Consider the following 24,735-nt stretch of genomic DNA (forward strand, 5'->3'; position numbering starts at 1 on the left):
CTTTATATCAGTCAACCTCCCATTCAAGAACATATTCTCGCCCTTTATATGATCCGTAATGATTGACATTCATTCCTGACAAGATACGATTGGCAACCGTTCCTGATTCAATTTGCAAAAACGAACGCACATCTTTATTCGTTACCGTAGGACGGACAAGGAGGGCAAAATCATGCAATGCTTGTAAGTGAGCATTCTTTGAGCTATGTGAACATGAAGGGCAAATCCATTTTCCCCGCCCGCGTTTCATGGGAAGAACCATACATTCCGGACATTGGACACCTCTCAATAATTCAGTTTCAGGGATTTGGTACACGTGTAGGATATTCTGATTGAGTGGGGTGTTTTTTTGGAGGAAGCTATTAGAAAGTTTGTTGAATTGCCTTTGCGTCAGTAAATGGGAAGGATACTTATTTTCAAGGGTTCGTATTCTAGAAATGAGGGTTTCTTTACCGGTAATTTGGCTGAAAATCGAAGTGTGCCCAGGCGTGGTTTTGATGGTGGCATTCGGGTTGGCATTGGCAATGAGGGTTTCTATCGGAATCTCCGGGAATTTATGATCCCTCATCCAATCGATCAAGCGGTCTTTTTGGATATTCACCTGGAGAAGCGGGTCAAAGTAGGCTTGTTCCTGCCCGTCTTTCGTACGGATCAATTGAGGATAAAGTCGATCAAAATAAAGTGAACCGGCAAAGTTTTTCACCTCTATAATGATTATTACGTTTTTGGACAACAGCAATAGGTCCAGTTGAAAAAAAACGGGTTGGGTCATGCTGTAATCGCAGATCATGAAAGATGTAAAATTCTCCTGATAGATAGGCTAACTCAGCACCGATAGCTCGTTCTCCCTTATGGCCCGTGCGTATTTTTCGATAATCACTTGTTATAAGATACTGCTTGGGGTGGTGTTCAGGTAGCCTCCTCGTCAACGCTTCTAGTTTAAGCATCTTAATTGGCTTCTTGCATGGTTTTTTAATCAATTCATCACTCTCCTTACATGCTTTTTTCGACATGTCTGCAGATGAATCCTGCAAAAAAGATTGGACTTGTCTTTTATCGGTCTGTTTGTGTTTTTATCGGTCAAATCCGCACTTTTATCGGTCAATTGAATATATTTATCGGTCAAAACACCACTTTTATCGGTCAACATCCAAAGCGCACAAAAAAACCCATGTTTTCTCAACATGAGTTGCTTTGTTATGCATAAGAGTCCCAATTGTGCCGTTTATGCCTTTGTTTTGAACCCGCTCTCCGCAGGTGGGTGCTCGGTTCCTTGCATTTGTAAGTCCTCTACGAAGGAGGCATTTACGCGGCCTGGAAACTAGTGCTCCCGGTAACTATAAGTGTTCGGTCAAAACTTATAGGTTAAAGAACGAACACATCAGGACTCTTACTTGTTGAAATCATCATAGCATATCACTTAGCTCTGTTTCAAGAGAAAGCATCTAGGTATAATTTATCATTTTTTACCAATTTACTTACTTTTCTTTGCAGCCAATCTGATGCTTAGTTCTGCTAATTGCTTGTCGCTTACCGGACTTGGAGCATCTACAAGCAAATCGCTGGCGCTAGCTGTTTTCGGGAACGCGATGGTATCGCGAAGGTTTGAACGACCCGCAAGCAACATCACCATACGGTCTAATCCAAGGGCAATTCCGCCATGTGGAGGTGTTCCGTATTCAAAGGCATCCATTAGGAATCCGAATTGTGCTTTTGCTTCTTCTTCAGTGAATCCTAGTACTTTGAACATTTTTTCTTGAACATCACGTTCGAAAATACGTAATGAACCACCGCCAAGCTCGTAACCGTTCAATACAAGGTCATAGGCTTGTGCGCGGACATTGGCTGGATCGGATTCAAGAATATCCAAGTCTTCACGGAATGGCATTGTGAATGGATGGTGGGCTGCGTAGTAGCGGCCTTCATCTTCGTCATATTCAAATAATGGCCAGTCTGTAACCCATAGGAAGTTGAATTTGCTTTCGTCGATCAAGCCTCTTTCTTTACCAAGCTTGTTACGAAGTGCACCAAGTGCATCCGCTACGATTCCTTTTTTATCAGCAACGAATAGGATAAGGTCCCCTATTTCCGCTTCCACTGCTGCCACTAATTGTTGTTGATCTTCAGCGAAGAATTTAGCGATTGGTCCTTTTACGCCGTCTTCTTCGACTTTCAACCAAGCAAGGCCTTTTGCACCGTATATCGCTGCAAATTCTGCCAAGGCATCGATATCTTTACGGGAATAGTCTGCATTTCCGCCCTTAACGACGATTGCTTTTACTTGTCCCCCGTTCGCTATAGCTCCTGTAAATACTTTAAAGTCGCTATCTTTCACGATTTCAGATACGTCCTTTAGTTCCATTGCAAAACGTGTATCCGGTTTGTCAGAACCAAAACGGCTCATCGCTTCGTTATACGTCATTTGTGGGAACGGAAGGGTAACGTCCATTCCTTTTACGTCTTTCATGACTTTTGCCATCATGTTTTCAGCCGTTTTAATTATATCTTCCTGGCTCATGAAGCTAGTTTCAATATCGATTTGCGTGAATTCAGGCTGTCTGTCAGCACGTAAATCTTCATCACGGAAACAGCGTGCAATTTGGTAATAGCGTTCAAAGCCAGATACCATCAATAGCTGTTTGAAAAGCTGTGGAGATTGTGGCAATGCGTAAAATTCACCATCATGGACACGGCTTGGGACTAAATAATCACGTGCGCCTTCTGGTGTGCTTTTTGTCAAGATCGGTGTTTCGATATCAAGGAAGCCTTCTCCGTCCAAGAAATCACGGATTGCTTTAGTCGTTTGGTTACGCATTTTCAACGTTTCGAACATGGCCGGACGACGTAAGTCCAAGTAACGATATTTCAAACGGATATCTTCTGAGACTTCCGTTCTTTCATCAATGATGAACGGAGGTGTTTTTGCTTCATTCAAGATTGTTACGCTTTCGGCTTGAACTTCAATCGTACCTGTTGTCACGTTCGGGTTGATGTTCGCCTCATCACGCTTGATGACCGTTCCTTGAATATCAAGAACGTATTCATTACGGATTTTTTCAGCGGTTGCCAAGGCTGCTGCCGAGATATCCGGATTGAAAACGACTTGTACGACTCCGCTTCTGTCACGAAGGTCGATGAAGATGACTCCACCTAGGTCACGACGTTTTTGTACCCATCCTTTTAATGTAACCTTTTCACCAATAGCTGCTTCTGTTACTTCTCCATTGAAGTATGTTCTGCCAAACATGGTATTTCCCCCTTAAGCCTGTAGCTTTTTAAATTGTTCAACGAATGTAGCTAGATCCATTTGGACCTGTTCGCCCGTTTCCATGAACTTTAGACTGATTTTATTGTTTGCCAATTCATCGTCCCCGAGAGTCGCCACGTATTTCGCTTCTAGACGGTCAGCTGATTTAAATTGGGCTTTTACTTTACGGTCCTGGTAGTCTTTTTCGACTTTGAATCCAGCATTACGCAATTGATAGGCAAGTTTTACGTTATAATCCTTAGCCGCTTCACCTAATGAAACAAGATAGCAATCGATGCCTTTTTTAATTGGAAGTTGAACATTTTCGGCTGAAAGTGCAGCAATGAGACGCTCGATGCTAAGTGCAAAACCAATTCCTGGCGTTTCCGGACCGCCAAGCTCTTCGGCAAGACCGTTATAACGTCCTCCACCGCATAGAGTCGTGATGGCTCCAAATCCTTCGGCATCACTCATGATTTCAAAAGCTGTATGATTATAATAATCCAAGCCGCGAACAAGTGTTGGATCTTCGACAAACTCAATATCCAAATTTGTTAAATGCTGCTTCACTTTTTCGAAATAGATACGTGATTCCTCATTTAAATAATCAATGATGGAAGGTGCCGTTTGCATCAGTTCATGATCGTGGTCTTTTTTACAATCAAGAATACGTAGTGGGTTTTTTTCCAGGCGTTGCTGGCAATCACCACAGAACTCGCCAATACGTGGCTCGAAATGCTGAATTAATGCATTGCGGTGCGCTGTCCGGCTTTCTTTATCCCCTAAGCTATTAATGACCAATTTCAGTTTTTTCAATCCAAGTGCCTTGTACAGGCTCATCGCCAATGAAAGAACCTCTGCATCAATGCCAGGATCCTTACTGCCCAAAGCCTCGATCCCGAATTGAACAAACTGACGGAAACGTCCTGCCTGTGGCCGTTCGTACCGGAACATAGGTCCGATATAATAAAGTTTGACCGGTTGATTCGCCCAACCAAACATTTTGTTCTCAATGTATGAACGAACGACAGAAGCTGTTCCTTCAGGACGAAGCGTCAGATTCCTTTCGCCGCGATCCTGGAATGAGTACATCTCTTTTTGCACGATGTCGGTCGTATCCCCTACACCCCGCAAAAATAATTCCGTATGTTCAAATATCGGCGTACGGATTTCTTTATACTGATAACGTTGACAAATTTCGCGCGCAGTCTTTTCAATATACTGCCAAATCTCCGTTTGTTCAGGCAGTAAATCCTGTGTCCCTCTTGGAATCTGAATCGACATAATTATTTCCTCCTTTAAAGCAAACGCCATTTTATCCCAAACAAAAAACTCCCGCCCCTTGTAACATAATCGTTACAAGGGACGAGAGTTGAATATCCCGTGGTGCCACCCTAGTTGAAACACAATAAATACGTGCCTCCGCTTAAAAGCAGTTAACGCCTGCTTACGTCCATCTCCTACTAGTGAAATCGTTCAGAGTGAAACCTACGGAGGGTTCTTTCATTAAGTCATCATGTGGAATGCTTTCAGCCTCGGCATTTCCTCTCTTGTTCATGTGTTTCTTAATTACTCTTCTCCATCATTGGTTGTTACAGTAATAGTTCTGATATTGTATAATCATACGGACGTTGCCTTCAAATGTCAAGATTCCTTGAGAAATTTGTCGAAACTTTCATTGATTGAGATTCTTTTTCAAGTTTTTGATCGTCCGGACGTTCACTTCGAATTCGGATGCTAATTCAACAAGATTTGCAGTTTGTTCCTTTTGGATGAAATCATGAAAATCGACGCCTAATACTTGATTGCCTCCATTTAATGTCGTTTGGGCCTTCTCGCTGAATTTCATTTGTACCCCTCCATCGTTTAGATATGATTTAGTCTTTCCAAAAATAAATCTTTTTTGCATAATAAAGAGGGAAATTTTTTATTGAACGAGAATAGAATACAGATAGACAGAAAAGGGAGAGAGACAGCCATGAAAAGGAAACCAGGAATCATTGCCCTTGCCCTGTTGCTGATGATGACGGCTTTTTCACCGGTACAACACGTACTCGGAGAAAGTGAAGGAGAAATTATCGTGACGTCAAAGGTGGTCAATGTCCGTGAAGGTGCGGGCCTTAGTTACCCTATCGTCAAAAGGCTTACAAAGGGCGACAAATATGAAATCGTTAGTGAAAAAGATGATTGGTACGAAATACGGATTGGTACCGGTAGGACAGGCTGGGTGGCCAATTGGCTTGTGGAAAGAAATACGGAGTCGGGTCAAGTCAGGATGAAAACTGGTCAAGGTACCATTACCGGCGATTCCGTCCGTGTCCGTTTTGGTCCAGGCACCACATTCCAAACGGTAAGTACATTATCAAAAGGTACACCAGTGGACATAATGGAAAAGAATGAAAATTGGGTCCAAATTAAAAAAGGTGACATCGAGGGATGGGTCGCAGCTGACTATATTCAGCTTCCTTCTTCTTCAGCAGAGAACAAGGTGAATCAAGATGTTAAGGAAGAATCGGGAAAGAACCTGAAAACCGGTTTCGTGACGGTCGATAACCTTAATGTCCGTTCAGAACCATCCAAAAACAGTACCTCATTAGGTAAGCTGAATAAAAGTGCTTCGGTCACCGTTTATCAAATCAATAATGAATGGGCTGAAATTAGCTTTCAAGGCAAAAAAGGTTGGGTCGCTGAATCATACATAGAAATTGGCAAGGATAAAGACGTTACCAAGGAAGTCACGGCAGGCACGGCCATAGCAAGAATAACCGCCACAGGTTTAAATGTGCGGAAAAAGGATTCTTTGAATAGCGAAGTCATCGGTTCGGTCAATAAGGATGAGACTTATCCAGTTCTCCAACAAAAAGGACAAATGACACAGCTTCAACTTTCCGACGCAAAAAAAGGATGGGTCGTCAGCTGGTTCCTAGAAATTGAGAATGAGGAACAAACGTCCAAAAAAACGAACCAACCCATCAAAGGTAAGAACATTACAACTTTACATGATGGCACCATCCTTAGAAGTAAACCGGACACTGGCTCCGACATCGTTGGACAAGTTAACGAGGGGGAGACCTTCCCCGTCCTTGGCATGGAGGGAGATTGGTACTCCATTAAGCTTAAGAATGGGAAAACCGCTTATGTAGCAGGCTGGATTGTTAAAGTTGAGGGGAACGCCGATCAAGTTAAACGACCAGGTGTTGAAAAATATTTAGAAGATAAAGTCATCATCATTGATCCAGGCCATGGAGGCCGCGATAGCGGGACAATCGGAGTTGGTGGTACTCTTGAAAAGAACTTGACCATCCAGACGGCTGAGTTACTTCGGGACAAGCTTCAGGCCGCTGGGGCAAAAGTCATCCTAACAAGAAGCTCCAATACGTATGTGGCTCTTCCATCACGTGTCAGCATCTCTCATATTCATAATGCCGATGCGTTCATCAGCCTCCATTATGATAGCACCATCGATCAGATCACAAGTGGGATAACCACGTATTATTATCACGGCTATCAGCAGGCCTTGGCCTCTTCCATAGCCCATTCACTCGGTTCCACCATGCAGGTGCCTAATCGCGGGTACCGGTTTGGGGATTATCATGTAATCCGTGAAAACAAACGAGTCGCTGCACTGATTGAATTAGGTTACTTAAGTAACCCTGTCGACGAATTGACGATTACAACGAACGAATACCAAGAAACCGTCACCTCTGCCATCTATAATGGTTTGGCAAGGTATTTTAAATGATGTAAAGCCGGGGCCCAAAATGTGGGGCCTCGGCTTTTCCCATTTTCTCGGATAAAAAAAATAAATCCCTGCACAATGCAGGGATTTATTTTTTACTTTCCAATAGCAACGTTACTGGACCATCATTGGTGAGCTGAACATCCATCATAGCACCGAATTCACCTGTTTCGGTATGGACGCCACGTTTGCGTAATTCTTCATTGAATAGATCATATAAAGCTTTCGCCTCATCAGGACGGGCGGCGTCCATGAAGTTCGGGCGACGGCCTTTTCGGCAATCACCGTATAAGGTGAATTGTGAAACGGAAAGGATCGAACCACCAACATCCAGTAATGAATGATTCATCTTTTCATTTTCATCTTCAAATATTCTAAGATTGACGATTTTCTCAGCCAATTGGACGGCGTCAGCCACGGTATCCCCATGGGTGACTCCGACTAAAAGCACGAGCCCTTTATCAATTTGACCAATTGTTTTCTCTGCCACAACGACCTGGGCAGCTTTGGAACGTTGTAAAACAACACGCATAGTGATAAAACTCCTTAGTTCATAATCCTTCTTACGGAATAGACATCTGGTATTTGTTTTATACGGACGACGACCTTTTGTAAATGGGCAATGTTATGAATGTAAATGGACATATTGATGGTGGCCACTTTATTACGGTCTGACTTACCTGAAACGGCTGAAATATTTGTCTTAGTTTCATTGACCGCTTGCAGGACTTCATTCAATAAGCCTCGTCGATCATATCCGCTGATTTCAATCTCAACAATGTATTCCTTGCGATCGTTTATGCTGCTTTCCCACTCAACAGGGACCAGACGGTGATCCGATTCGCCACTTTCCAAGTTTGGACAGTCTCGTCTATGAACGGAGACTCCACGTCCTTTGGTAATATAGCCGACAATTTCATCGCCTGGGACCGGATTGCAACATCTTGATAAACGTATGAGCAGATTATCAATGCCTGGTACACGAACCCCAGAGTCACGTTTTTTCGATGAGCTAGGGAAGGTTTTGAGATCTGAAACCGCTTCTGTAATGTCCGCTTCTTGCTCGACCATTTTCTGCTTACGCCATTTTTCAGTAAGGCGATTGGCTACTTGAAGGGCTGTAATCCCGTTGTAGCCGACTGCTGCATACATATCCTCTTCATTAAGGAAATTGAATTTATCCGACACGCGCTTAATGTTTTCGGGAGTCAGGATTTCCTTCAGGTCAAATTCCATTTCCTTGATTTCTTTTTCAACCAGCTCTTTGCCTTTTTCAATGTTTTCTTCGCGGCGCTGCTTTTTGAAGAATTGGCGGATTTTATTTTTCGCCTGGGACGTTTGGGTAAGTTTTAGCCAGTCCTGACTAGGTCCATATGAATGCTTCGAAGTCAGGATTTCAATGATGTCACCTGTTTTCAGCTTATAATCCAGCGGTACCATTTTCCCGTTCACTTTGGCACCTATCGTTTTATTACCGATTTCGGAATGGATACGGTAAGCAAAGTCAATTGGATTAGATCCTGAAGGAAGCTCAATTACATCGCCTTTAGGTGTGAAAATGAACACCATATCGGAGAAAAGATCGATTTTCAGGGACTCCATGAATTCTTCGGCATTGGTAGCGTCATCTTGGAATTCTAGGATTTCCCGGAACCATGTCAATTTTTCCTCTAGGGACGGCTGTTCACCGACATCCTTGCCTTCTTTGTAAGCCCAGTGAGCGGCTACCCCGAACTCGGCAATGCGATGCATTTCCGATGTACGGATCTGCACTTCAAGCGGATCGCCTTTTGGTCCGATTACCGTCGTATGCAACGATTGATACATATTCGGCTTTGGCATTGCAATATAATCCTTGAATCGGCCAGGCATCGGTTTCCAACATGTATGGATGATCCCCAGGACTGCATAGCAATCCTTGATGCTGTTAACCACGATTCGTACCGCTAATAAATCATAAATTTCACTGAATTGCTTGTTTTGGAGAGCCATTTTCCGATAGATGCTGTAAATATGTTTCGGTCTGCCGGAAAGGTCGGCATTTATATGGACTTCCGTAACATTCTTACGCACTTCTTCAATGACTTCTTCTAAATACTCTTCGCGCTCCGCACGCTTTTTCTTCATGAGATTGACGATGCGGTAATACTGTTGCGGATTCAAATACCGTAGTGCGGTATCTTCCAGCTCCCATTTAATCGTGCTAATTCCTAGACGGTGTGCAAGCGGTGCAAAGATTTCCAGGGTCTCATTCGAAATCCTTCTCTGCTTTTCCTGTGGAAGATGCTTCAACGTCCGCATGTTGTGCAATCTATCGGCTAGCTTGATTAAAATGACCCGAATATCTTGAGCCATTGCAACAAACATTTTCCGATGATTTTCCGCTTGTTGTTCTTGCTGTGATTTATATTTGATCTTCCCTAATTTGGTTACGCCATCGACGAGCATGGCTACTTCAGGACTGAAATTTTCTTCGATATCCTTTAACGTGATCTCCGTGTCTTCAACAACATCATGTAAAAAACCTGCGGCAATAGTTGCAGGATCCATTTCTAGGTCCACCAGTATACCAGCGACTTGAATCGGATGAATAATATACGGCTCCCCCGATTTACGGAATTGTTCTCGGTGAGCATGCTCTGCATATTTAAACGCTCTATGAATAAATTCAGCTTCTTCCGGCTGAAGATATAAGCTGGCCCGTTCTACAACCTGCTCGGCAGTCAATATTTGATCATTAGCCATTTAATCACCTTAACCCCACTTTAACTGCCACCGGATACTTTTCCGTCCGGATTGAGTATGATTGGTAACACTTTCCTTCTTTCAACAAAACCCTACATTATTTGCTAAAAAAAATAAATCCGCCTAAACGGATACATGTGCAAATTGATTTAGTAGAAGAAAAACTCTTTATTATTACTATTATCGAAAAAAAACACAAGGATGTAAAGGGTTAAACGTGTATTTTCTTTAGAATGCTTCTTTTTTTCATTGGAAATTCGACAAAATCACTGAAAATGATAAAAAAAAGAAGGCACTCTGGTCAGAGCGCCCTTGTTTTTAGAATGTCATTAATGTTAAAACATCATAACCTTCTAATTTATCTTTTCCATCTAGGTCTGTTAATTCAATCAGGAATGCAATTCCCGCTACAATTCCACCAAGTTCTTCTACTAATTTAATCGTCGCTTCGATTGTACCGCCAGTAGCAAGTAAATCGTCGGTGATTAGAATGCGTTGGCCCGGTTTAATAGCATCTTTATGGATTGTCAATACATCCGTTCCATATTCTAAACCATATTCGACTTTGATTGTTTCCCGTGGAAGCTTACCTTCTTTTCGCACTGGTGCAAATCCCACTTCCAAAGAGTATGCGACTGGGCAGCCGATAATGAATCCGCGCGCTTCAGGTCCAACAACTAAATCAATCTTCTTATCGCGGGCGTACTCCACGATTTGATCTGTTGCGTATTTATAAGCGGCACCATTATCCATTAATGTTGTAATATCTTTGAAGATAACACCCGGTTTCGGCCAGTCTTGCACAATCGTTACAAATTGCTTTAAATCCATTGCTTTGTTTCCTCCTCAAGGTCTATTGCCTCATGAATCAATATATGATTGAACCAATCGAATAATTGCTGATAGGAAGAATAAACTAGCTCTTGCTCGAGCTCAAATTGTTCTTTCTTTCTTATAAACGAAACAGATTCACTGAAATCGCGTTTTTTCGGGTTGGTCGTGAGCATAATTAATCCATTGTCTATTGTAACAAAATCAAGCTCAAAAAACACCTTAGAAATAAAATCCACTGTATCTCTTGACCAGCCGCGGTATTTGGCAAGGTCATCGCCATACCTTTTTATATCGAGCGGGCCCTTTTTGGAAAGAAATGCATAAAACCATTTGAAGTGGTCACGCGTCGGTAGCGTACTCAAAAAATGATCCTGCACATGAGAAAAATGAGCATAGATTCGTGCTGGTTTTTTATTTTCAACCACCTGTTTCAACAGGTTCCTCAGCGGTGGCATGTCCATGAATACGACATGGCCTTCATGACAGTCCAGTTCCAAGGCATCCTTTTCGTCCTCTATATGGACAAGGTCAGGATGTTGTTGTAGAAATGGATAGGCTTTAAGGGTTTCCTCAGAGAAGATAACGATCTTCCGGTTATGTGCCGGAATGTCCGCCAGCCACTTATCAGCTTGTCCCTTTCCTCGATAGTCGAAAAGTTGCCAATGATTGACTTCTATATCTTGCACAAAGATTTGCGGCTTTTTGATGTTATTCCATTCATTGATGGAAAGTTCACCGATAACGGAAACCTTTGCGTGTGGGGCAATCTCTTCCATATAATGCCCAAGCCCGAACCCTACCCCATCAAGTTTATGATTCTCGCTATCCTCAAGCTGAACCTTCAAGTGGTTGTGGTTCGTGCCAATTTTGCGGACGCTCGCAAGCTGAACGGAGTCTATTAAAATTTTCGGCTTAGGGTTCGTCACACCGAAGGGAGCAAGCAAACTCATTTCCTGGATCGTTTGAATGGAGGCTTCAGCCAATGTCGTCGCCCCATCCAGATTGGTAATCGGTGTGAAGTCCTCTTCTTTAAGTTGTTCGTTCGCAATCTTATTCATACGGTCCCGAAGCTCTTGAACGTCTTCGATTTTCAATGTCATCCCTGCAGCCATAGGATGGCCACCGAAATGAGGCAATAGTTCCCGACAGGTTGAAAGGCTTGCGAAAAGGTCGAAGCCGGAAATGCTCCGGGCCGATCCCTTGGCAAGTCCCTTTTCCTGGTCAAAACTTAATACGATGGTTGGTCGGTAAAAACGTTCAACGAGCTTAGAGGCTACAATCCCGACAACCCCCGCATTCCACCCTTCCCTTCCAATGATAAGGACACCATTGGTCTCAGGCGGATAGTTTTCCTCCACTTCCCGAATGGCTTCTTCAGCCATCGATGCAACCATCGTTTGCCGCTCTTTGTTAATATCGTTGATTTCCACAGCAAGCTCGGTCGCTTCTTCCAAATTATCCGACATCAGTAAATCGACGGCCGGATCGGCATCTCCAAGGCGGCCAACGGCATTGATTCGAGGCGCCATCCCAAATCCGATTGATTCTTCACTCAATGCCTCCTGCTGGATATTCGCCACTTTCATCAAGGCTACGAGCCCTGGTCGTTTGGTCAACCGCAGCTGCTCGATTCCTTTCGCAGCAATCAGACGGTTCTCCCCTTGTAAAGGGACCAAATCGGCAATGGTACCGATTGCCGCGATTTCCAGCAGATCCTCGGGCATTTCGCCAAGTAAAGCATGGGCCAGTTTGAACGCTACCCCCACTCCTGCAAGGTCTTTAAAAGGATAGGCGCTATCTTCAAGCTTTGGATGGATGATGGCAAGTGCTTCAGGCAGGATAGGACCTGGTTCATGGTGGTCGGTTAAAATATAATCAATGCCCAGCTCAGCTGCCAGCTTTGCTTCTTCCACAGCAGAGATTCCCGTATCGACGGTTATTAACACCTTAACGCCTTGATCTGCAGCCAGGCGGAAAGCCATTGGATTCGGTCCATATCCTTCCGTAAACCTGTTGGGAATGTAAAAATCGACATCAGCACCTAATTTAGTCAATGTCGTCATCATGACCGTCGTGGACGTTACACCATCCGCATCATAGTCCCCGAAAATCCTGATTTTCTCTTTATTTTGTATCGCTTCTCTTATTCTATATACCGCTTTATCCATATCTTTCATTAAAAACGGATCATGGAAAGTTTGATTTTTTACAAATAGAAATGAACGGGCACTTTCAATGGTATCTAGGCCCCTATTCACTAGTAATGTCGCAACCAAAGGTGTGATATGAAGCTCTTCGGCTAGTATAGCTACTTTATTTTCATCGACGGATTTTACGTTCCATCGAGTTTTTGGCTTTAACATGCATTCACCCCTTAACCTACTTATTATACAAAATCACAAGTTTGGTTTCAATTTTATATTATAGACTTTCTTGTTCAGAAAAAAAAGAAGGCCGGCAATTATGCCAGCCCCCTCTTAGTTATTAAACTTGACCTTCCATACTCTGTTTCTTTTCTTTTGCTGTATTCAATGGTCCTTTTTTCTTCAATTCTTTGATTTTTAAATCGAGCCAGAATTGAGAAGCAATCAATAGGGACGAGTATACGCCACATAATAAACCGATAAATAAAGCAATCGAGAAGTTTCGAATAGCTTCACTTCCGAATATCGCTAACGCCACCACTGTCACAAGAACGGTCAAGACCGTATTAATCGATCTCGTCAACGTTTGTCTTATACTGATGTTGGCAATATTCTCAAGCTCTTCGACCGTTTTGACCTTTCGGCTAAATCGTAGGTTCTCACGGATACGGTCAAAAGTAACGATTGTATCATTGATGGAATAACCCACAATCGTCAAGACTGCTGCGATGAATGTGATATCCACTTCAAGGCGAAGCAAGCTGAATATCGTGATGATGAAGAACGCATCATGTATTAGGGCTACAACAGCCGGTAAAGCCATCCGCCATTCAAAGCGTACGGATACATAAAGGATGATGCCAAGTGATGCGATCAATAAAGCAATCATCGCATTTTTAGCAAGTTCTTTTCCGACTGTAGGAGAAACGGTGCTGACATTAGGTTCGGCACCATAATCCTTCTTGAAGTGGTCCTTCAATTCAGCGATTTCCTGTTTATCAAGGACACCGACCGTACGAACGACAGCATTTTTATCATCTGTACCGGCAAGCCTGATATCCTTCGCTTCAATATCGAACTTGTCCATCTCCGTCTTAATCTGTTCAGTCGTAAGTGCCTCTTTCGAAGCGATTTCAATACGGGTACCACTGGTAAAGTCAATGCCCAGATTCAATCTAAATACGAACAAGAAAATGATCCCGATGAGCGTAACACCGATTGAAATGCTATAAAAGACTTTCCGATGTTTTACGAAGTCGATTTTATCAAAGCGAGTTGGCAATGACATTAAATCGATTTTCTCGGATAGATTGTGAATGTATTTTTTCTTCACGCCAAACCAAGATTTTCGTTTGTCCAGGAACCCACTTTTCACCCATAAGCTCATGAAAAGACGCGTACCATATACGGCGGTGATAAAACTCATTAAGATGGAAATGATCAACGTTGTGGCAAATCCTTTAACCGAGCTTGTCCCATAGAAGAATAGTACGGCTGCGGCCAACAATGTCGTCAAGTTAGCATCCATGATTGTGCCAAGTGAATTCTTCGTACCTTCTGTGTATGCGGCCTTCACAGATCGTCCAAGTTTCAACTCATCCCTGATTCGCTCATAGGTGATGATATTGGCATCGACTGCCATCCCAACACCGAGTACAAGAGCCGCTATACCAGGTAACGTTAGAACCGCATTCATCCAATCAAAGACTAATAGCGTTAAGAAAATGTAAATGCTCAATGTGACGATCGCAATGAAGCCTGGGAAGCGATAATACACAAGCATGAAGATAAAAATAAGTGCAATTCCGATGATGCCGGCAAAAATAGTATCATTCAAAGCCCCTTCACCAAATTGGGCCCCAACGGAAGTGGAGTACACTTCTTTTAAGTCAACGGGCAGGGCACCTGCGTTCAATAACCCAGCAAGCTCTTTTGCCTCTTCTACTGTAAATTGACCCGTTATGAATACTTTATTTGTACTGAAGACTTCACTGACAGCTGGTGCTGAAATCATATTGTCCTGTGAATCTACTTTTTTAATGGAATCTTTTCCTTCTTCAAAATCCAACCAGATAGCCAGTACATTCGTCGGGCTCTCCATGGAAGAAATCTTTTCAGTGATCTCTTTAAACTTGTTTGCATCTTTCAATGTGACTTCAACGACAGGTTTATTATCTTGGAACGTTTGCTTTGCGCCGCCTTCTTTCAGGTCAGCCCCTGTCATCATTTCCTTATCATTGTAATCACGGAAGGATAGTTTAGCCTGAGTCGAAAGAATTTCCCTGGCATTATTTTGATCTTGGATACCCGCTAGCTGAACACGGATCCGATCATTTCCTTCAATTTGAATGATAGGTTCGTTGACCCCCAATACATTGACACGCCGATCAAGTGCGCTCGCTGTACTGCTCAATACATCCTGGGTGATTTTTTCCCCAGCAAGCGGTTTTACTTCATACAACACTTCAAAACCGCCTTGAAGATCAAGACCAAGCTTGATGTTCCCAAGGATTCCTTTTGAAGTCATTCCCATCGCTGCGGCAATCAAAAGAACAATTAGAAAAAACGCAACGATTCTGCTTCTTTTTACCATTATGTAGTAGGCCCCTTTCTTTATTACGCCTGTTCTTGGAGTATAAATAACTGTTTATTTTTTCATGAATGATCTTGTTTGCTCTTTAAGTTTGAGAAAAAAGGCACAGTTCTTCATGCTTTTTTCCAAAAAAAAGCATAACCATATCTATTATGATTCATTTACAAACGGCTGTCAATTTAAGTATATATCTCTTTTATTCTTTCAAAAGCTCTTTTAACTCTTCTTCAGAAAGGGGGGCGAATAGATTCGGTGATTTATAAGCTTGGACCATTTGGAATGACATGAACTGATTGCTTGAAAACGTAACGATGTCAGCGACCAATTCGTGAAGGTGGACGCTTTCCTGCGGTCGTTTCCATTTCATGTCTGTCAACGTACTCCATAGATCCTCCTCGGTAACAGCTTCTAATCCGATCATTTCGAACTCCTCGCATTTACTTTTCAGGAATGGTCGTACCTTTAAATAATAACGTTGATACGGGTGATTTTTTTTCTTCATCACTTTGCCTCCATTAAAATGATTCTCAATTGGATGCGTACATTTCTTAGAAGAGACTCAATCATTTGAGAGAACACAAACACTTTTGTCATGCTTTGTCCAAGTACAAGCATATAGATAATTGTATAGTATAACCGCTTTTTTGAGAAGGCAGGGAGGGAGTTCAATGTCTAAATTTTTGAAAGGGACGCTGATTTTATTAATAGCAAGCCTGATTACAAAGGTTCTTGGATTCATCAACCGCATCGTCATCGCCCGTTTCATCGGCGAAGAAGGCGTTGGTTTATATATGATGGCACTGCCGACCTTATTTCTTGTTATCAATATGACTCAATTGGGCCTGCCGATTGCCATATCCAAATATGTAGCCGAAGCGAACGCCAGGGGCGATGAACGGAAAATCAAGAAAATTCTCGTTGTTTCTTTGGCATGCACATTTGGTTTATCGATGATTTTCACCCCGGCCATGCTCCTGTTGGCACCCGTTCTTTCTGAACACTTGTTCACGGACGGACGAACGGTTTGGCCACTTATGGCGATTGCCCCTATCGTTCCGATCATCGCCATTTCATCCGTCCTACGCGGATATTTCCAAGGTAAGCAAAATATGAAACCATTTGCGTTCTCACAGGTGATTGAGCAGGTGGCCCGGATCACCTTCATCGCGGTGCTGACAAAAGCCTTTTTACCGTATGGAATTGAATATGCCGCAGCCGGTGCCATGTTTGCCTCAATCATTGGTGAACTCGTTTCTCTCGCATACCTTTTAACAAGCTTTAAATTCAAGAAGCATTTCAGATTCAGAAAGGGTTTCTTTCAAAATGTAAAATCGGGAAAAGGCACGTTTACCGAACTGATGGGAATTGCCCTTCCTTCGACAGGCAGTCGCATGATTGGTTCCATTTCCTGGTTCCTGGAACCGATCGTCGTTGCTCAGAGCTTGGCCCTGGCAGGCGTGACGGCTGCTGCGGCCACAAGTCAATACGGGGAGCTGACTGGCTATGCCTTGCCCCTTCTCATGCTTCCTTCCTTTGTTACGGCTTCATTGGCTACAGCCCTCGTTCCTGCTATTAGTGAAGCTCGGACAACAGGGAATTATCTGCTTGTGGAGCATAGGCTTCAGCAAGCACTGAAAATCACCTTCATTACCGGGTGTCTAGCTGTCGTCACTCTCTTCATCTTCGCTGAACCAATCTTACAGGTGATGTATGGTTCTTCTCATGCAGCCGTATTCATTAAGTTCCTAGCACCTTTTTTTATCCTTTTCTATTTTCAATATCCACTTCAGTCCATGCTTCAGGCACTTGACCTTGCAAAAGCCGCCATGTTTAATAGCCTGGCAGGAAACATCCTAAAGATTGGAGTAATCTGGATGCTGGCTTCAAAGGAGAATTTCGGCATTATGGGGGCTGCAATCGGAATAGCGGTAGGAACCATGCTCGTTACGTTCCTCCACTTTTCCACCGTTATAAAAGTCGTTCCTTTCACACTCCATTTCCGGAGCTATATCCTTTCTTTAATCATTGCTTTGGTTTCTGGCTTTGGGGGTTATTATGTGTACGAATTCCCTCTCGTCTCCCTGCCATTGGGATCGCGCTTATTGCTCTCCGTTTCAGTATTATTGGTGCTCTTCACCTTTTTCATGTTAGGGACGGGCAGCATAAAGAAGGCGGATTTGGTTCGTATTCCTTTCGTCGGTGGTTTCTTAGCAAGATTTGCTTGGAAATAGAAATAACCAAGTTCCCTTGGTTATTTCCTCACTTCTTTTTTATCAATATAGATCTGACCATTGATGAAACCGCAAATCGAGACTTCCTCAAGCTTTAGGTCTCCATGCCGTTTCAACTGATGCAGAAGCCAATCTTTATCCTTCCCTATGTACGATAGGTTTTTTTCTTGTATCTGTCCGTCGATGACAAGTGGGTAAGGAGTTTCGATACTTTTCGACTTCTTCCCTTGGCTATTTTTAATGACGGAGAGTTTACCCGAAGATTCAAGTATCGCAAATTGCACTTCATTCAAGTCACTGATTCCCTGTTCCCGGAGCTGCGTCAACAAATCATTAAAATTATACCTTTGCCTTCTCATTACTTTCTCATCTATTTTCCCTTGATTGATGATGATTTGTGGTTGACCGTCCATGAGAAAACGGAACCTTACACTCTTCAATGAAAAGAATGCCAAAGCGATTTGCACCAATGCCAGGACAAACATCGGGAAAATCGTTTTTAAAAAGGGTTTATCATTCCCTTCCAAGACTAATACAGCAAGGTCTCCTATCATGATCGATACCACCAAATCCAGGATGCTAAGTTCCCCGACCTCCCGTTTTCCCATCAACCTAAAAAGGAGCAAAATGAATAAATAAACAAATAGGGTCCTTATTCCACTGCTTAAATAATCTTCCATACAAAGCACTTCCTTCACCATTATCATGGCTGGGATGACGAATAATTACTCTTTATATTTTAAAAATTCACGGAAGGTTCCCAAACCTGGTCTAAAGCGGATAAAAGTGGAATATGCTTGTACAAACACATCAACAGGCTAGTCGATTCAGCCTTTTAAAAAGGGGGAATAAACATCGAAACAAAAAAAATGAGTGTCGCCGTACTTTATGGCGTCGGCTCCATCTTTGCCATAGCTGTGATTGCAAGTTTTCTATTTTCGATTCTTCTTCGTTTCACTTCATTGACGGAATCATCCCTGACATACGTAATCATGATCGTGTCCTTTATATCATTATTCATTGGCGGGTTCATTTCAGGGGGCAAAGGTCAGAAACAGGGGTTATTCCTAGGTGGCAGTACAGGATTACTGTATCTCCTTGTCGTGTTCCTTTTTCAATACTTGGGACATGATGCACTGTTCACCTTGAAACAATGGATTTATTACGGATGCTTTGTCATTACCGCTATGATGGGTGGAGTACTTGGAGTGAATATGAGCTCAGAATCACGGACGAATTAATAGAAACAAAAAACCGGGCACAGGGCCCGGTTTTCGTCTGTCTTATACTTGTGCTTCTCTTGCTGGTGCGCTTTCCGTAATTTCACGGATTGCAGCACGGTCAAACGTTAGTTTTGAACCATCTGTAGATTTAATGACGATTTTTAACTCATCGATAGCATCGATTGTTCCGTGCATTCCACCGATCGTTGCAACCTTGTCGCCTTTTTTCAAGCTCTCTTGCATGTTTCTTGTATTCTTGGCGCGTTTTTGCTGCGGACGGATAAGTAGGAAATAGAACAATACGAACATTAAGATTAACGGAAGTAATTGTGTTAAACCACCCATTTATATTCACTCCTTTCATTTTTTAAAGTATTTATGGAATTAGAAGTTTTTTGCATTTGGCTTATTGAAACCATATTGTTCAAAAAACTCTTCCCTAAAGTCTCCAAGGCGATCTTCTCGGATAGCTTGTCTGACCTGTTCCATCAAGTTTAACAGAAAATGAAGATTGTGATAAGTCGTTAGACGAATACCATACGTTTCTTCGCATTTAATTAAGTGGCGAATGTATGCCCGGCTATAATTTTTACAAACATGGCAATCGCAATTTTCATCGATTGGACCAAAATCACGCGCGTACTTCGCATTTTTTACGACTAATCGGCCAGTACTTGTCATCAATGTACCATTACGAGCGATTCGTGTTGGCAATACACAGTCAAACATATCAACCCCGCGGATTGCACCGTCAATCAATGAATCAGGTGATCCAACCCCCATAAGGTAACGAGGTTTATTCGTCGGAAGGAGCGGACTCGTGAACTCAAGCACACGGTTCATGATATCCTTTGGTTCACCCACCGATAATCCCCCAATAGCATAACCCGGGAAATCTAGGGAAACAAGGTCTTTCGCACTTTGTTTACGGAGATGTTCAAACTCCCCACCCTGAACGATACCGAATAATCCTTGATCATTTGGACGTTCATGAGCATTCAAGCAGCGTTCTGCCCAGCGTGATGTCCGTTCGACAGACTTCTTCATGTATTCCTCGGTAGCCGGGAATGGAGGACACTCATCGAATGCCATCATGATATCTGAGCCTAGTGCATTTTGGATTTCCATTGCCTTTTCAGGAGATAAAAATAGCTTATCACCATTGATATGGTTTCTGAAATGGACGCCCTCTTCCTCAATTTGACGGAATTTGCTTAGGGAGAATACCTGGAAACCGCCGGAATCCGTTAATATTGCGCGATCCCAGTTCATGAATTTATGCAGTCCTCCAGCTTCCTTGATGATCTCATGTCCTGGACGTAGCCATAAATGGTACGTATTGCTGAGGATGATGCCTGCCCCCATTTGTTTCAATTCTTCAGGTGACATCGTTTTGACGGTAGCCATCGTCCCTACCGGCATAAATGCTGGAGTTTCGAAAGTACCATGTGGCGTATGAACGCGACCAAGCCGTGCCCCCGTCTGTTTACATGTTTTGATTAACTCATATCGTATTGCAGTCAACGCAATAACTCCCTTCAAGAGCCTATCACTCTTTATATTACTTGATTAACATTGCATCTCCAAAACTAAAGAACCTGTATTTTTCTTCCACTGCCGTTTCGTAAGCATGCAGAACATGTTCCCTTCCTGCAAGTGCAGAAATAAGCATGATTAACGTTGATTTTGGCAGATGGAAGTTCGTGATCATTGCATCGATTCCCTTGAATTCGAAACCAGGATAGATGAAAATGCTTGTCCAGCCGCTTTCTTCCTTGAAAACCCCGTCATTACGGGATGCAATCGTTTCCAGCGTTCTTGTTGATGTCGTGCCGACTGTGATGATCCTTCCGCCGTTTCCTTTCACTTCATTCAACAACCGTGCTGTGCCTTCGGTCATTTGGTAAAATTCCGAATGCATTTCATGACTGTCGATGTCTTCCACACTTACAGGGCGGAACGTTCCAAGCCCAACGTGTAGCGTGATGAAAGCGATGTGAACACCCATGTCTTTAAGCTTCTCAAGCAAATGCTCCGTAAAGTGGAGACCAGCCGTAGGTGCTGCTGCAGATCCACGTTCACGTGCATAAACCGTCTGGTAACGGTCTTGATCGTCAAGTTGTTCTTTAATGTAAGGAGGCAACGGCATTTCGCCAAGTTCGTCCAATATTTCATAAAAGATGCCATCATACTGGAACTTCATAATCCGGCCGCCATGATCCAGAATGCCTGTGCAGACCGCACGTAGCTTGCCATCACCAAAAACGATAGTGGATCCTTCTTTAATACGTTTTGCAGGTTTCACCAAGGTCTCCCAAACATCGTCACTCTCTTGTTTTAACAAAAGAACTTCAACTTTCCCGCCTGTTTCCTCTTTACTTCCATAAAGTCTTGCAGGTAAAACCTTCGTATCATTCAATACAAGGCAATCACCCGGCTTCACATATTCCGTGATTGAACTGAATACATCATGCTGAATCTCACCGGTTTCCTTGTCCAATACCATCAATCTACTTGCTTCCCTGTTCTTCAAAGGAACTTGGGCAATCAATTCCTCTGGTAAATGAAAATCAAACTCTTCTAATTTCATCTGTTCCACTTCCTAATCTGTGTATCATGTAGTTAGTTATTATTTAAAACGGCTAATTAAATAAAAAATAGCCGACAGCACAATGCTGACGATGATCGAGGTCATGATAGGAAAATAAAAAGTCGTATTTCCCTTCTTGAAAAAGATATCCCCCGGGAGCCTGCCAAGCTGAATGAACTTCATCACAAATCCAATCACAAAAATAATCACACCTAGAGTCATGATCGTCTTAGGCACATTCATCGCTCAGGCATCTCCATCCCGAAATGCTCGTAAACAAGCGAAGTTGCCATACGACCTCGAGGAGTCCTCTGTAAAAAACCAACCTGCAGTAAATAGGGTTCATACACATCTTCAATCGTATGCGCTTCCTCCCCGATCGTAGCTGCGATCGTCTCTAAGCCCACAGGACCACCACGAAACTTTTCAATGATTCCTTTAAGTAATTTATGGTCAATATGATCCAGTCCTAAACGGTCGACCTGCATTAATTCCAATGCATAATCAGCCAGTTTCGTCGTGATTGTGCCATCCCCGCGAACTTGGGCAAAGTCCCTTACACGGCGTAAAAGCCGATTGGCAATCCTAGGGGTCCCCCGCGACCTTCTCGCAATCTCACCGGCAGCCTGGTCATCCATTTCCGTATCCATGATTTGGGCGGTCCGGAGAACGATGTCGGTCAAGTGATGTTCCGTGTAGTATTCCAAGCGGCTCAAGACGCCAAACCGGTCCCTAAGAGGTGCTGATAGTGAACCCGCACGAGTTGTAGCGCCAACAAGGGTGAACGGTGGTAGATCGATTCGGATTGAACGGGCTTCGGGTCCCTTACCGACCACGATATCCAGACAAAAATCCTCCATGGCTGGATAGAGAACTTCCTCCACGACCCGAGGCAAACGATGGATTTCGTCAATAAATAAGACATCTCCTGGTTCAAGGGCACTCAAAATGGCTGCCAAATCTCCCGGTCTTTCAATGGCCGGTCCAGAAGTGGTGCGGATATTGACTCCCATTTCGTTCGCAATGATGACGGCAAGCGTCGTCTTCCCAAGCCCCGGCGGTCCATACAAAAGCACGTGATCAAGCGTTTCTTCGCGCATCCGGGCTGCTTCGATGTACACACTCAAATTCGCCTTCACTTTATCCTGTCCAATGTATTGCTTTAAGTTTTGCGGTCGCAGGCTTTGTTCAAAGGATAGTTCGTTCAAATCGGCTTCCTGATTAAAAACTCTCTCCTCCATTGCGCCACTCCTTATCTTAACATCATTTGCAATGCTTTCTTAATGTATTGCTCGGTCGTCATTTCTTCCACTTGCAGCTTTTTCGCGACCTTCTGTATTTCTTTTTCCGAGTAACCAAGTGCCTTCAGGGCCAGAATCGCTTCGTCCAACTCTTCGGTATGCCCATTTTGATTGATTGCCGTCGGAACTCCTTCATTGAATAAGTTCGGGAAAGCATCCGGGATGATATTCTCAAGCTTGCCTTTTAAGTCAAGGATCATTTGGCGTGCTGTCTTCTTTCCGACTCCAGGGAATTTTACAAGGAACGTCTCATCCTCATTTTCGATGGCTTGCACAACCTGATCCACCTGGCCCGACGCCAATATAGCAAGCGCCCCTTTCGGCCCGATTCCCGTCACATTCAATAGTTTCGTGAACAGTGCCTTTTCCTGCCGCGATTGAAATCCGTATAAAGAAATCATGTCCTCACGTACATAATGATATAGAAAAACTTGAGTCTCTTTCTTAAATTGGGCGGAGTAAATAAAAGGATTCGGAGTCAGCACTTGATATCCGATTCCCCCATTATCCACGACTATGTATTCAGGTCCAATATAATCGACCATGCCTTTTATATAATCATACAAATTAATTCTCTCCCTGATTTAGCTGTACCTCTCATTTTATCATAAAAGGAGAGGGAAGTTTATTAAAAGTTATTTAGCAATTGGTGGTGTTCACCGCCTATGCTTTTTTGAGATAGGCACCTTTTGCCCCGACGCTGGATATCCTGAATTCCCTACCCATCAGTTTGGCGTTAAGTCACCCATCGATCCTTGGAAGGCAGACAAATAGGATGGGTGTATTTCTCCCATCCTAGTTAATCGAATACGGCTCATATTCCTTAATAAGCTGTTTATATTGATCCTTATTTACGATTGGAATCCCTTTTTGCAGTTCTTCCTGCTTGTACACTTCCAATTTCCCTACATCCAATTGATAGAAAGTATGAATGATTTTGGCATGCTCCGGCTTCCCGATAAAAATGGATAGAGTCCCATCCTCCTTCATCCCAAGATAGCCGTTTGCTTTGAGTAAGGGCGATATATCATTCTCTATTTTATTCAATACAATGTGGTCATCATTTTGATCAACCACATTCCATCCTTGGTATTTCAACCAAAAGTCTTCCATCGTCCAAATCTTTTCCGTCAATTTTTCTTCACTTAATTCCCCATCGAGATACAAACGCTGGAGGATGACTTTTTGTTCGATTGGCTGACTTTCCTCTTGTTTTGCTTCCTCGGCAAAAGCAGTCAAACAGAACGGGATGACGAACAAGGCCAAGAAAAACTGGATTTTCAGTTGATTAATCAATGCGATCACCTCTTAAGGCGTTTACTTTTTACATAGTTTGACCTGAAATTCGATTATTAACCGAAAAAATTCCGTTGGTCTTTTTAAAGAAAAGAAGCTGACTCCATTCGAAGCCAGCTTGGATGCGTTTATTTGATATGATCTTTATGAATATCCAGGTTGTCGAACATATCATTGGCATCCAGGACAATTAATTCTTTTGTATCTCCGTCTCGCAGGTTATTATCGAGTGTCATCGTCCGGTAGTATACACCTTCATCCGTCGTTACATAAAGTGCCCGGCCCTCTGTTAGAGGTTCGATTTTCTTCCACACCGCTTCTTTGACCGCCGTCGCCTGATCATAATCATCTAGCAACAAAGCCACTAGCATTTCATCTTTCATGATGATGGCCCTGGCGTCAATGACATTGTCTACACGATTTGCAATCTTATCCGCTTGGTCGACCAATGTCCCTTCATAGGAGTTATAATAGGATGATTTAGCCCGAAGTGGTTTGCTTTCATGACCATGATAGTTACGGTCCTTCTTGCTGTATGCATCATCTTTTCCATACAAATCCTTTTCCATATCATCAAAATTGATTTGACGAACTAGTGCATTCTTTTCGGTTGTATGGTACCCCGTTTCATTCATAGGATTTTGATTCTCTGCCGTATCATTATTGGCACAGCCAATCAAACCCCCAATGAATACCGTGCAAAGCGGCAGTGCCCAAATTTTGTTCCGCACCAACAATCCCCCCTTTGCTAAAATGGATTGAGCCTATTTTCGCTCATAATTAGCATGGGTG

Annotated in this window: 23 protein-coding genes, 1 other RNA gene and 1 other annotated feature; of the genes, 3 read left to right on the top strand and 21 right to left on the bottom strand. The window is 43.1% G+C overall.

What is annotated here, in order from left to right; genetic code table 11:
- Window positions 1–7: 7 nt before the first annotated feature.
- From AC503W_RS13760 to AC503W_RS13785, 6 genes are all read right to left on the bottom strand, one after another.
- Window positions 8–733: a nuclease-related domain-containing protein gene (locus tag AC503W_RS13760; protein WP_494914546.1), complete on the bottom strand. Its 726-nt coding sequence runs from the start codon at window positions 731–733 to the stop codon at window positions 8–10.
- Complete coding sequence (locus AC503W_RS13765) at window positions 672–1,013, bottom strand: hypothetical protein (RefSeq protein ID WP_494914548.1); 342 nt, start codon at window positions 1,011–1,013, stop codon at window positions 672–674. The genes AC503W_RS13760 and AC503W_RS13765 overlap by 62 nt, the downstream gene beginning before the upstream one ends.
- A gap of 192 nt (window positions 1,014–1,205) precedes the next feature.
- Window positions 1,206–1,391, bottom strand: a non-coding RNA gene (ssrS, locus tag AC503W_RS13770) — 6S RNA.
- An 83-nt stretch (window positions 1,392–1,474) separates the two neighbouring features.
- Window positions 1,475–3,247, bottom strand: coding sequence for an aspartate--tRNA ligase (gene aspS, locus AC503W_RS13775; protein ID WP_494914550.1), 1,773 nt, complete (start codon window positions 3,245–3,247; stop codon window positions 1,475–1,477).
- 12 nt (window positions 3,248–3,259) lie between these two features.
- Complete coding sequence (gene hisS / locus AC503W_RS13780; protein ID WP_402869810.1) at window positions 3,260–4,531, bottom strand: histidine--tRNA ligase; 1,272 nt, start codon at window positions 4,529–4,531, stop codon at window positions 3,260–3,262.
- Window positions 4,532–4,605: 74 nt separating this feature from the next.
- Window positions 4,606–4,842 (bottom strand) — a binding site (T-box leader).
- Between the two features lie 80 nt (window positions 4,843–4,922).
- The gene (locus AC503W_RS13785) at window positions 4,923–5,096 is read right to left on the bottom strand and encodes a hypothetical protein (protein WP_402869812.1); all 174 of its coding nucleotides are present in this window, start codon (window positions 5,094–5,096) and stop codon (window positions 4,923–4,925) included.
- Window positions 5,097–5,225: 129 nt separating this feature from the next.
- Here AC503W_RS13785 and AC503W_RS13790 point away from each other — a divergent pair, with 129 nt between their 5' ends.
- The gene (locus AC503W_RS13790) at window positions 5,226–6,989 is read left to right on the top strand and encodes an N-acetylmuramoyl-L-alanine amidase family protein (protein WP_494914552.1); all 1,764 of its coding nucleotides are present in this window, start codon (window positions 5,226–5,228) and stop codon (window positions 6,987–6,989) included.
- Window positions 6,990–7,074: 85 nt separating this feature from the next.
- Here AC503W_RS13790 and dtd read toward each other — a convergent pair whose 3' ends face one another.
- From dtd to AC503W_RS13820, 6 genes are all read right to left on the bottom strand, one after another.
- Entirely contained in the window at window positions 7,075–7,518 is a 444-nt protein-coding gene (gene dtd, locus AC503W_RS13795) for a D-aminoacyl-tRNA deacylase (RefSeq protein WP_494914554.1), read from the bottom strand.
- Window positions 7,519–7,532: 14 nt separating this feature from the next.
- Window positions 7,533–9,731 carry a RelA/SpoT family protein gene (locus AC503W_RS13800; RefSeq protein WP_402869817.1) on the bottom strand — a complete coding sequence of 733 codons (2,199 nt, stop codon included), beginning with the start codon at window positions 9,729–9,731 and terminating at the stop codon, window positions 7,533–7,535.
- Between the two features lie 318 nt (window positions 9,732–10,049).
- Entirely contained in the window at window positions 10,050–10,562 is a 513-nt protein-coding gene (locus AC503W_RS13805) for an adenine phosphoribosyltransferase (protein ID WP_402869819.1), read from the bottom strand.
- Complete coding sequence (gene recJ, locus AC503W_RS13810) at window positions 10,553–12,928, bottom strand: single-stranded-DNA-specific exonuclease RecJ (RefSeq protein ID WP_494914557.1); 2,376 nt, start codon at window positions 12,926–12,928, stop codon at window positions 10,553–10,555. Before recJ ends, AC503W_RS13805 begins: the two co-directional genes overlap by 10 nt.
- Before the next feature lie 121 nt (window positions 12,929–13,049).
- A complete protein-coding gene (gene secDF / locus AC503W_RS13815) occupies window positions 13,050–15,302 on the bottom strand; it encodes a protein translocase subunit SecDF (protein ID WP_494914559.1) in 2,253 nt (750 codons plus the stop codon).
- Window positions 15,303–15,498: 196 nt separating this feature from the next.
- Entirely contained in the window at window positions 15,499–15,804 is a 306-nt protein-coding gene (locus tag AC503W_RS13820) for a post-transcriptional regulator (RefSeq protein ID WP_407407123.1), read from the bottom strand.
- A gap of 166 nt (window positions 15,805–15,970) precedes the next feature.
- Between AC503W_RS13820 and spoVB the strand changes: the two genes are divergently transcribed.
- A complete protein-coding gene (gene spoVB / locus AC503W_RS13825; protein WP_494914567.1) occupies window positions 15,971–17,533 on the top strand; it encodes a stage V sporulation protein B in 1,563 nt (520 codons plus the stop codon).
- A 20-nt stretch (window positions 17,534–17,553) separates the two neighbouring features.
- Here the strand turns inward: spoVB and AC503W_RS13830 are convergent, their stop codons facing one another.
- A complete protein-coding gene (locus AC503W_RS13830) occupies window positions 17,554–18,213 on the bottom strand; it encodes a DUF421 domain-containing protein (RefSeq protein WP_494914569.1) in 660 nt (219 codons plus the stop codon).
- Window positions 18,214–18,402: 189 nt separating this feature from the next.
- Here AC503W_RS13830 and AC503W_RS13835 point away from each other — a divergent pair, with 189 nt between their 5' ends.
- Window positions 18,403–18,774, top strand: a complete 372-nt coding sequence (locus AC503W_RS13835) for a TIGR04086 family membrane protein (RefSeq protein ID WP_402869831.1) — start codon at window positions 18,403–18,405, stop codon at window positions 18,772–18,774.
- A gap of 42 nt (window positions 18,775–18,816) precedes the next feature.
- Here AC503W_RS13835 and yajC read toward each other — a convergent pair whose 3' ends face one another.
- The 8 genes from yajC to AC503W_RS13875 all read right to left on the bottom strand — a co-directional run bounded on the left by yajC (window position 18,817) and on the right by AC503W_RS13875 (window position 24,674).
- Entirely contained in the window at window positions 18,817–19,101 is a 285-nt protein-coding gene (gene yajC, locus AC503W_RS13840) for a preprotein translocase subunit YajC (protein WP_402869833.1), read from the bottom strand.
- Window positions 19,102–19,140: 39 nt separating this feature from the next.
- Entirely contained in the window at window positions 19,141–20,280 is a 1,140-nt protein-coding gene (tgt, locus tag AC503W_RS13845) for a tRNA guanosine(34) transglycosylase Tgt (protein ID WP_402869835.1), read from the bottom strand.
- Window positions 20,281–20,317: 37 nt separating this feature from the next.
- The gene (gene queA / locus AC503W_RS13850) at window positions 20,318–21,346 is read right to left on the bottom strand and encodes a tRNA preQ1(34) S-adenosylmethionine ribosyltransferase-isomerase QueA (RefSeq protein WP_402958220.1); all 1,029 of its coding nucleotides are present in this window, start codon (window positions 21,344–21,346) and stop codon (window positions 20,318–20,320) included.
- A 39-nt stretch (window positions 21,347–21,385) separates the two neighbouring features.
- Window positions 21,386–21,589 (bottom strand): DUF2905 domain-containing protein, encoded by a 204-nt coding sequence (locus AC503W_RS13855; protein ID WP_427686640.1) that lies wholly within the window; start codon window positions 21,587–21,589, stop codon window positions 21,386–21,388.
- The gene (gene ruvB / locus AC503W_RS13860; RefSeq protein ID WP_402869841.1) at window positions 21,586–22,587 is read right to left on the bottom strand and encodes a Holliday junction branch migration DNA helicase RuvB; all 1,002 of its coding nucleotides are present in this window, start codon (window positions 22,585–22,587) and stop codon (window positions 21,586–21,588) included. Before ruvB ends, AC503W_RS13855 begins: the two co-directional genes overlap by 4 nt.
- An 11-nt stretch (window positions 22,588–22,598) precedes the next feature.
- Window positions 22,599–23,213 (bottom strand): Holliday junction branch migration protein RuvA, encoded by a 615-nt coding sequence (gene ruvA, locus AC503W_RS13865; RefSeq protein WP_407406682.1) that lies wholly within the window; start codon window positions 23,211–23,213, stop codon window positions 22,599–22,601.
- A gap of 229 nt (window positions 23,214–23,442) precedes the next feature.
- The gene (locus AC503W_RS13870) at window positions 23,443–23,943 is read right to left on the bottom strand and encodes a BofC C-terminal domain-containing protein (RefSeq protein WP_402869845.1); all 501 of its coding nucleotides are present in this window, start codon (window positions 23,941–23,943) and stop codon (window positions 23,443–23,445) included.
- Between the two features lie 128 nt (window positions 23,944–24,071).
- The gene (locus tag AC503W_RS13875; RefSeq protein ID WP_427686642.1) at window positions 24,072–24,674 is read right to left on the bottom strand and encodes a YhcN/YlaJ family sporulation lipoprotein; all 603 of its coding nucleotides are present in this window, start codon (window positions 24,672–24,674) and stop codon (window positions 24,072–24,074) included.
- Between the last annotated feature and the right edge of the window lie 61 nt (window positions 24,675–24,735).

The sequence above is a fragment of the Peribacillus suis genome (assembly GCF_059384845.1).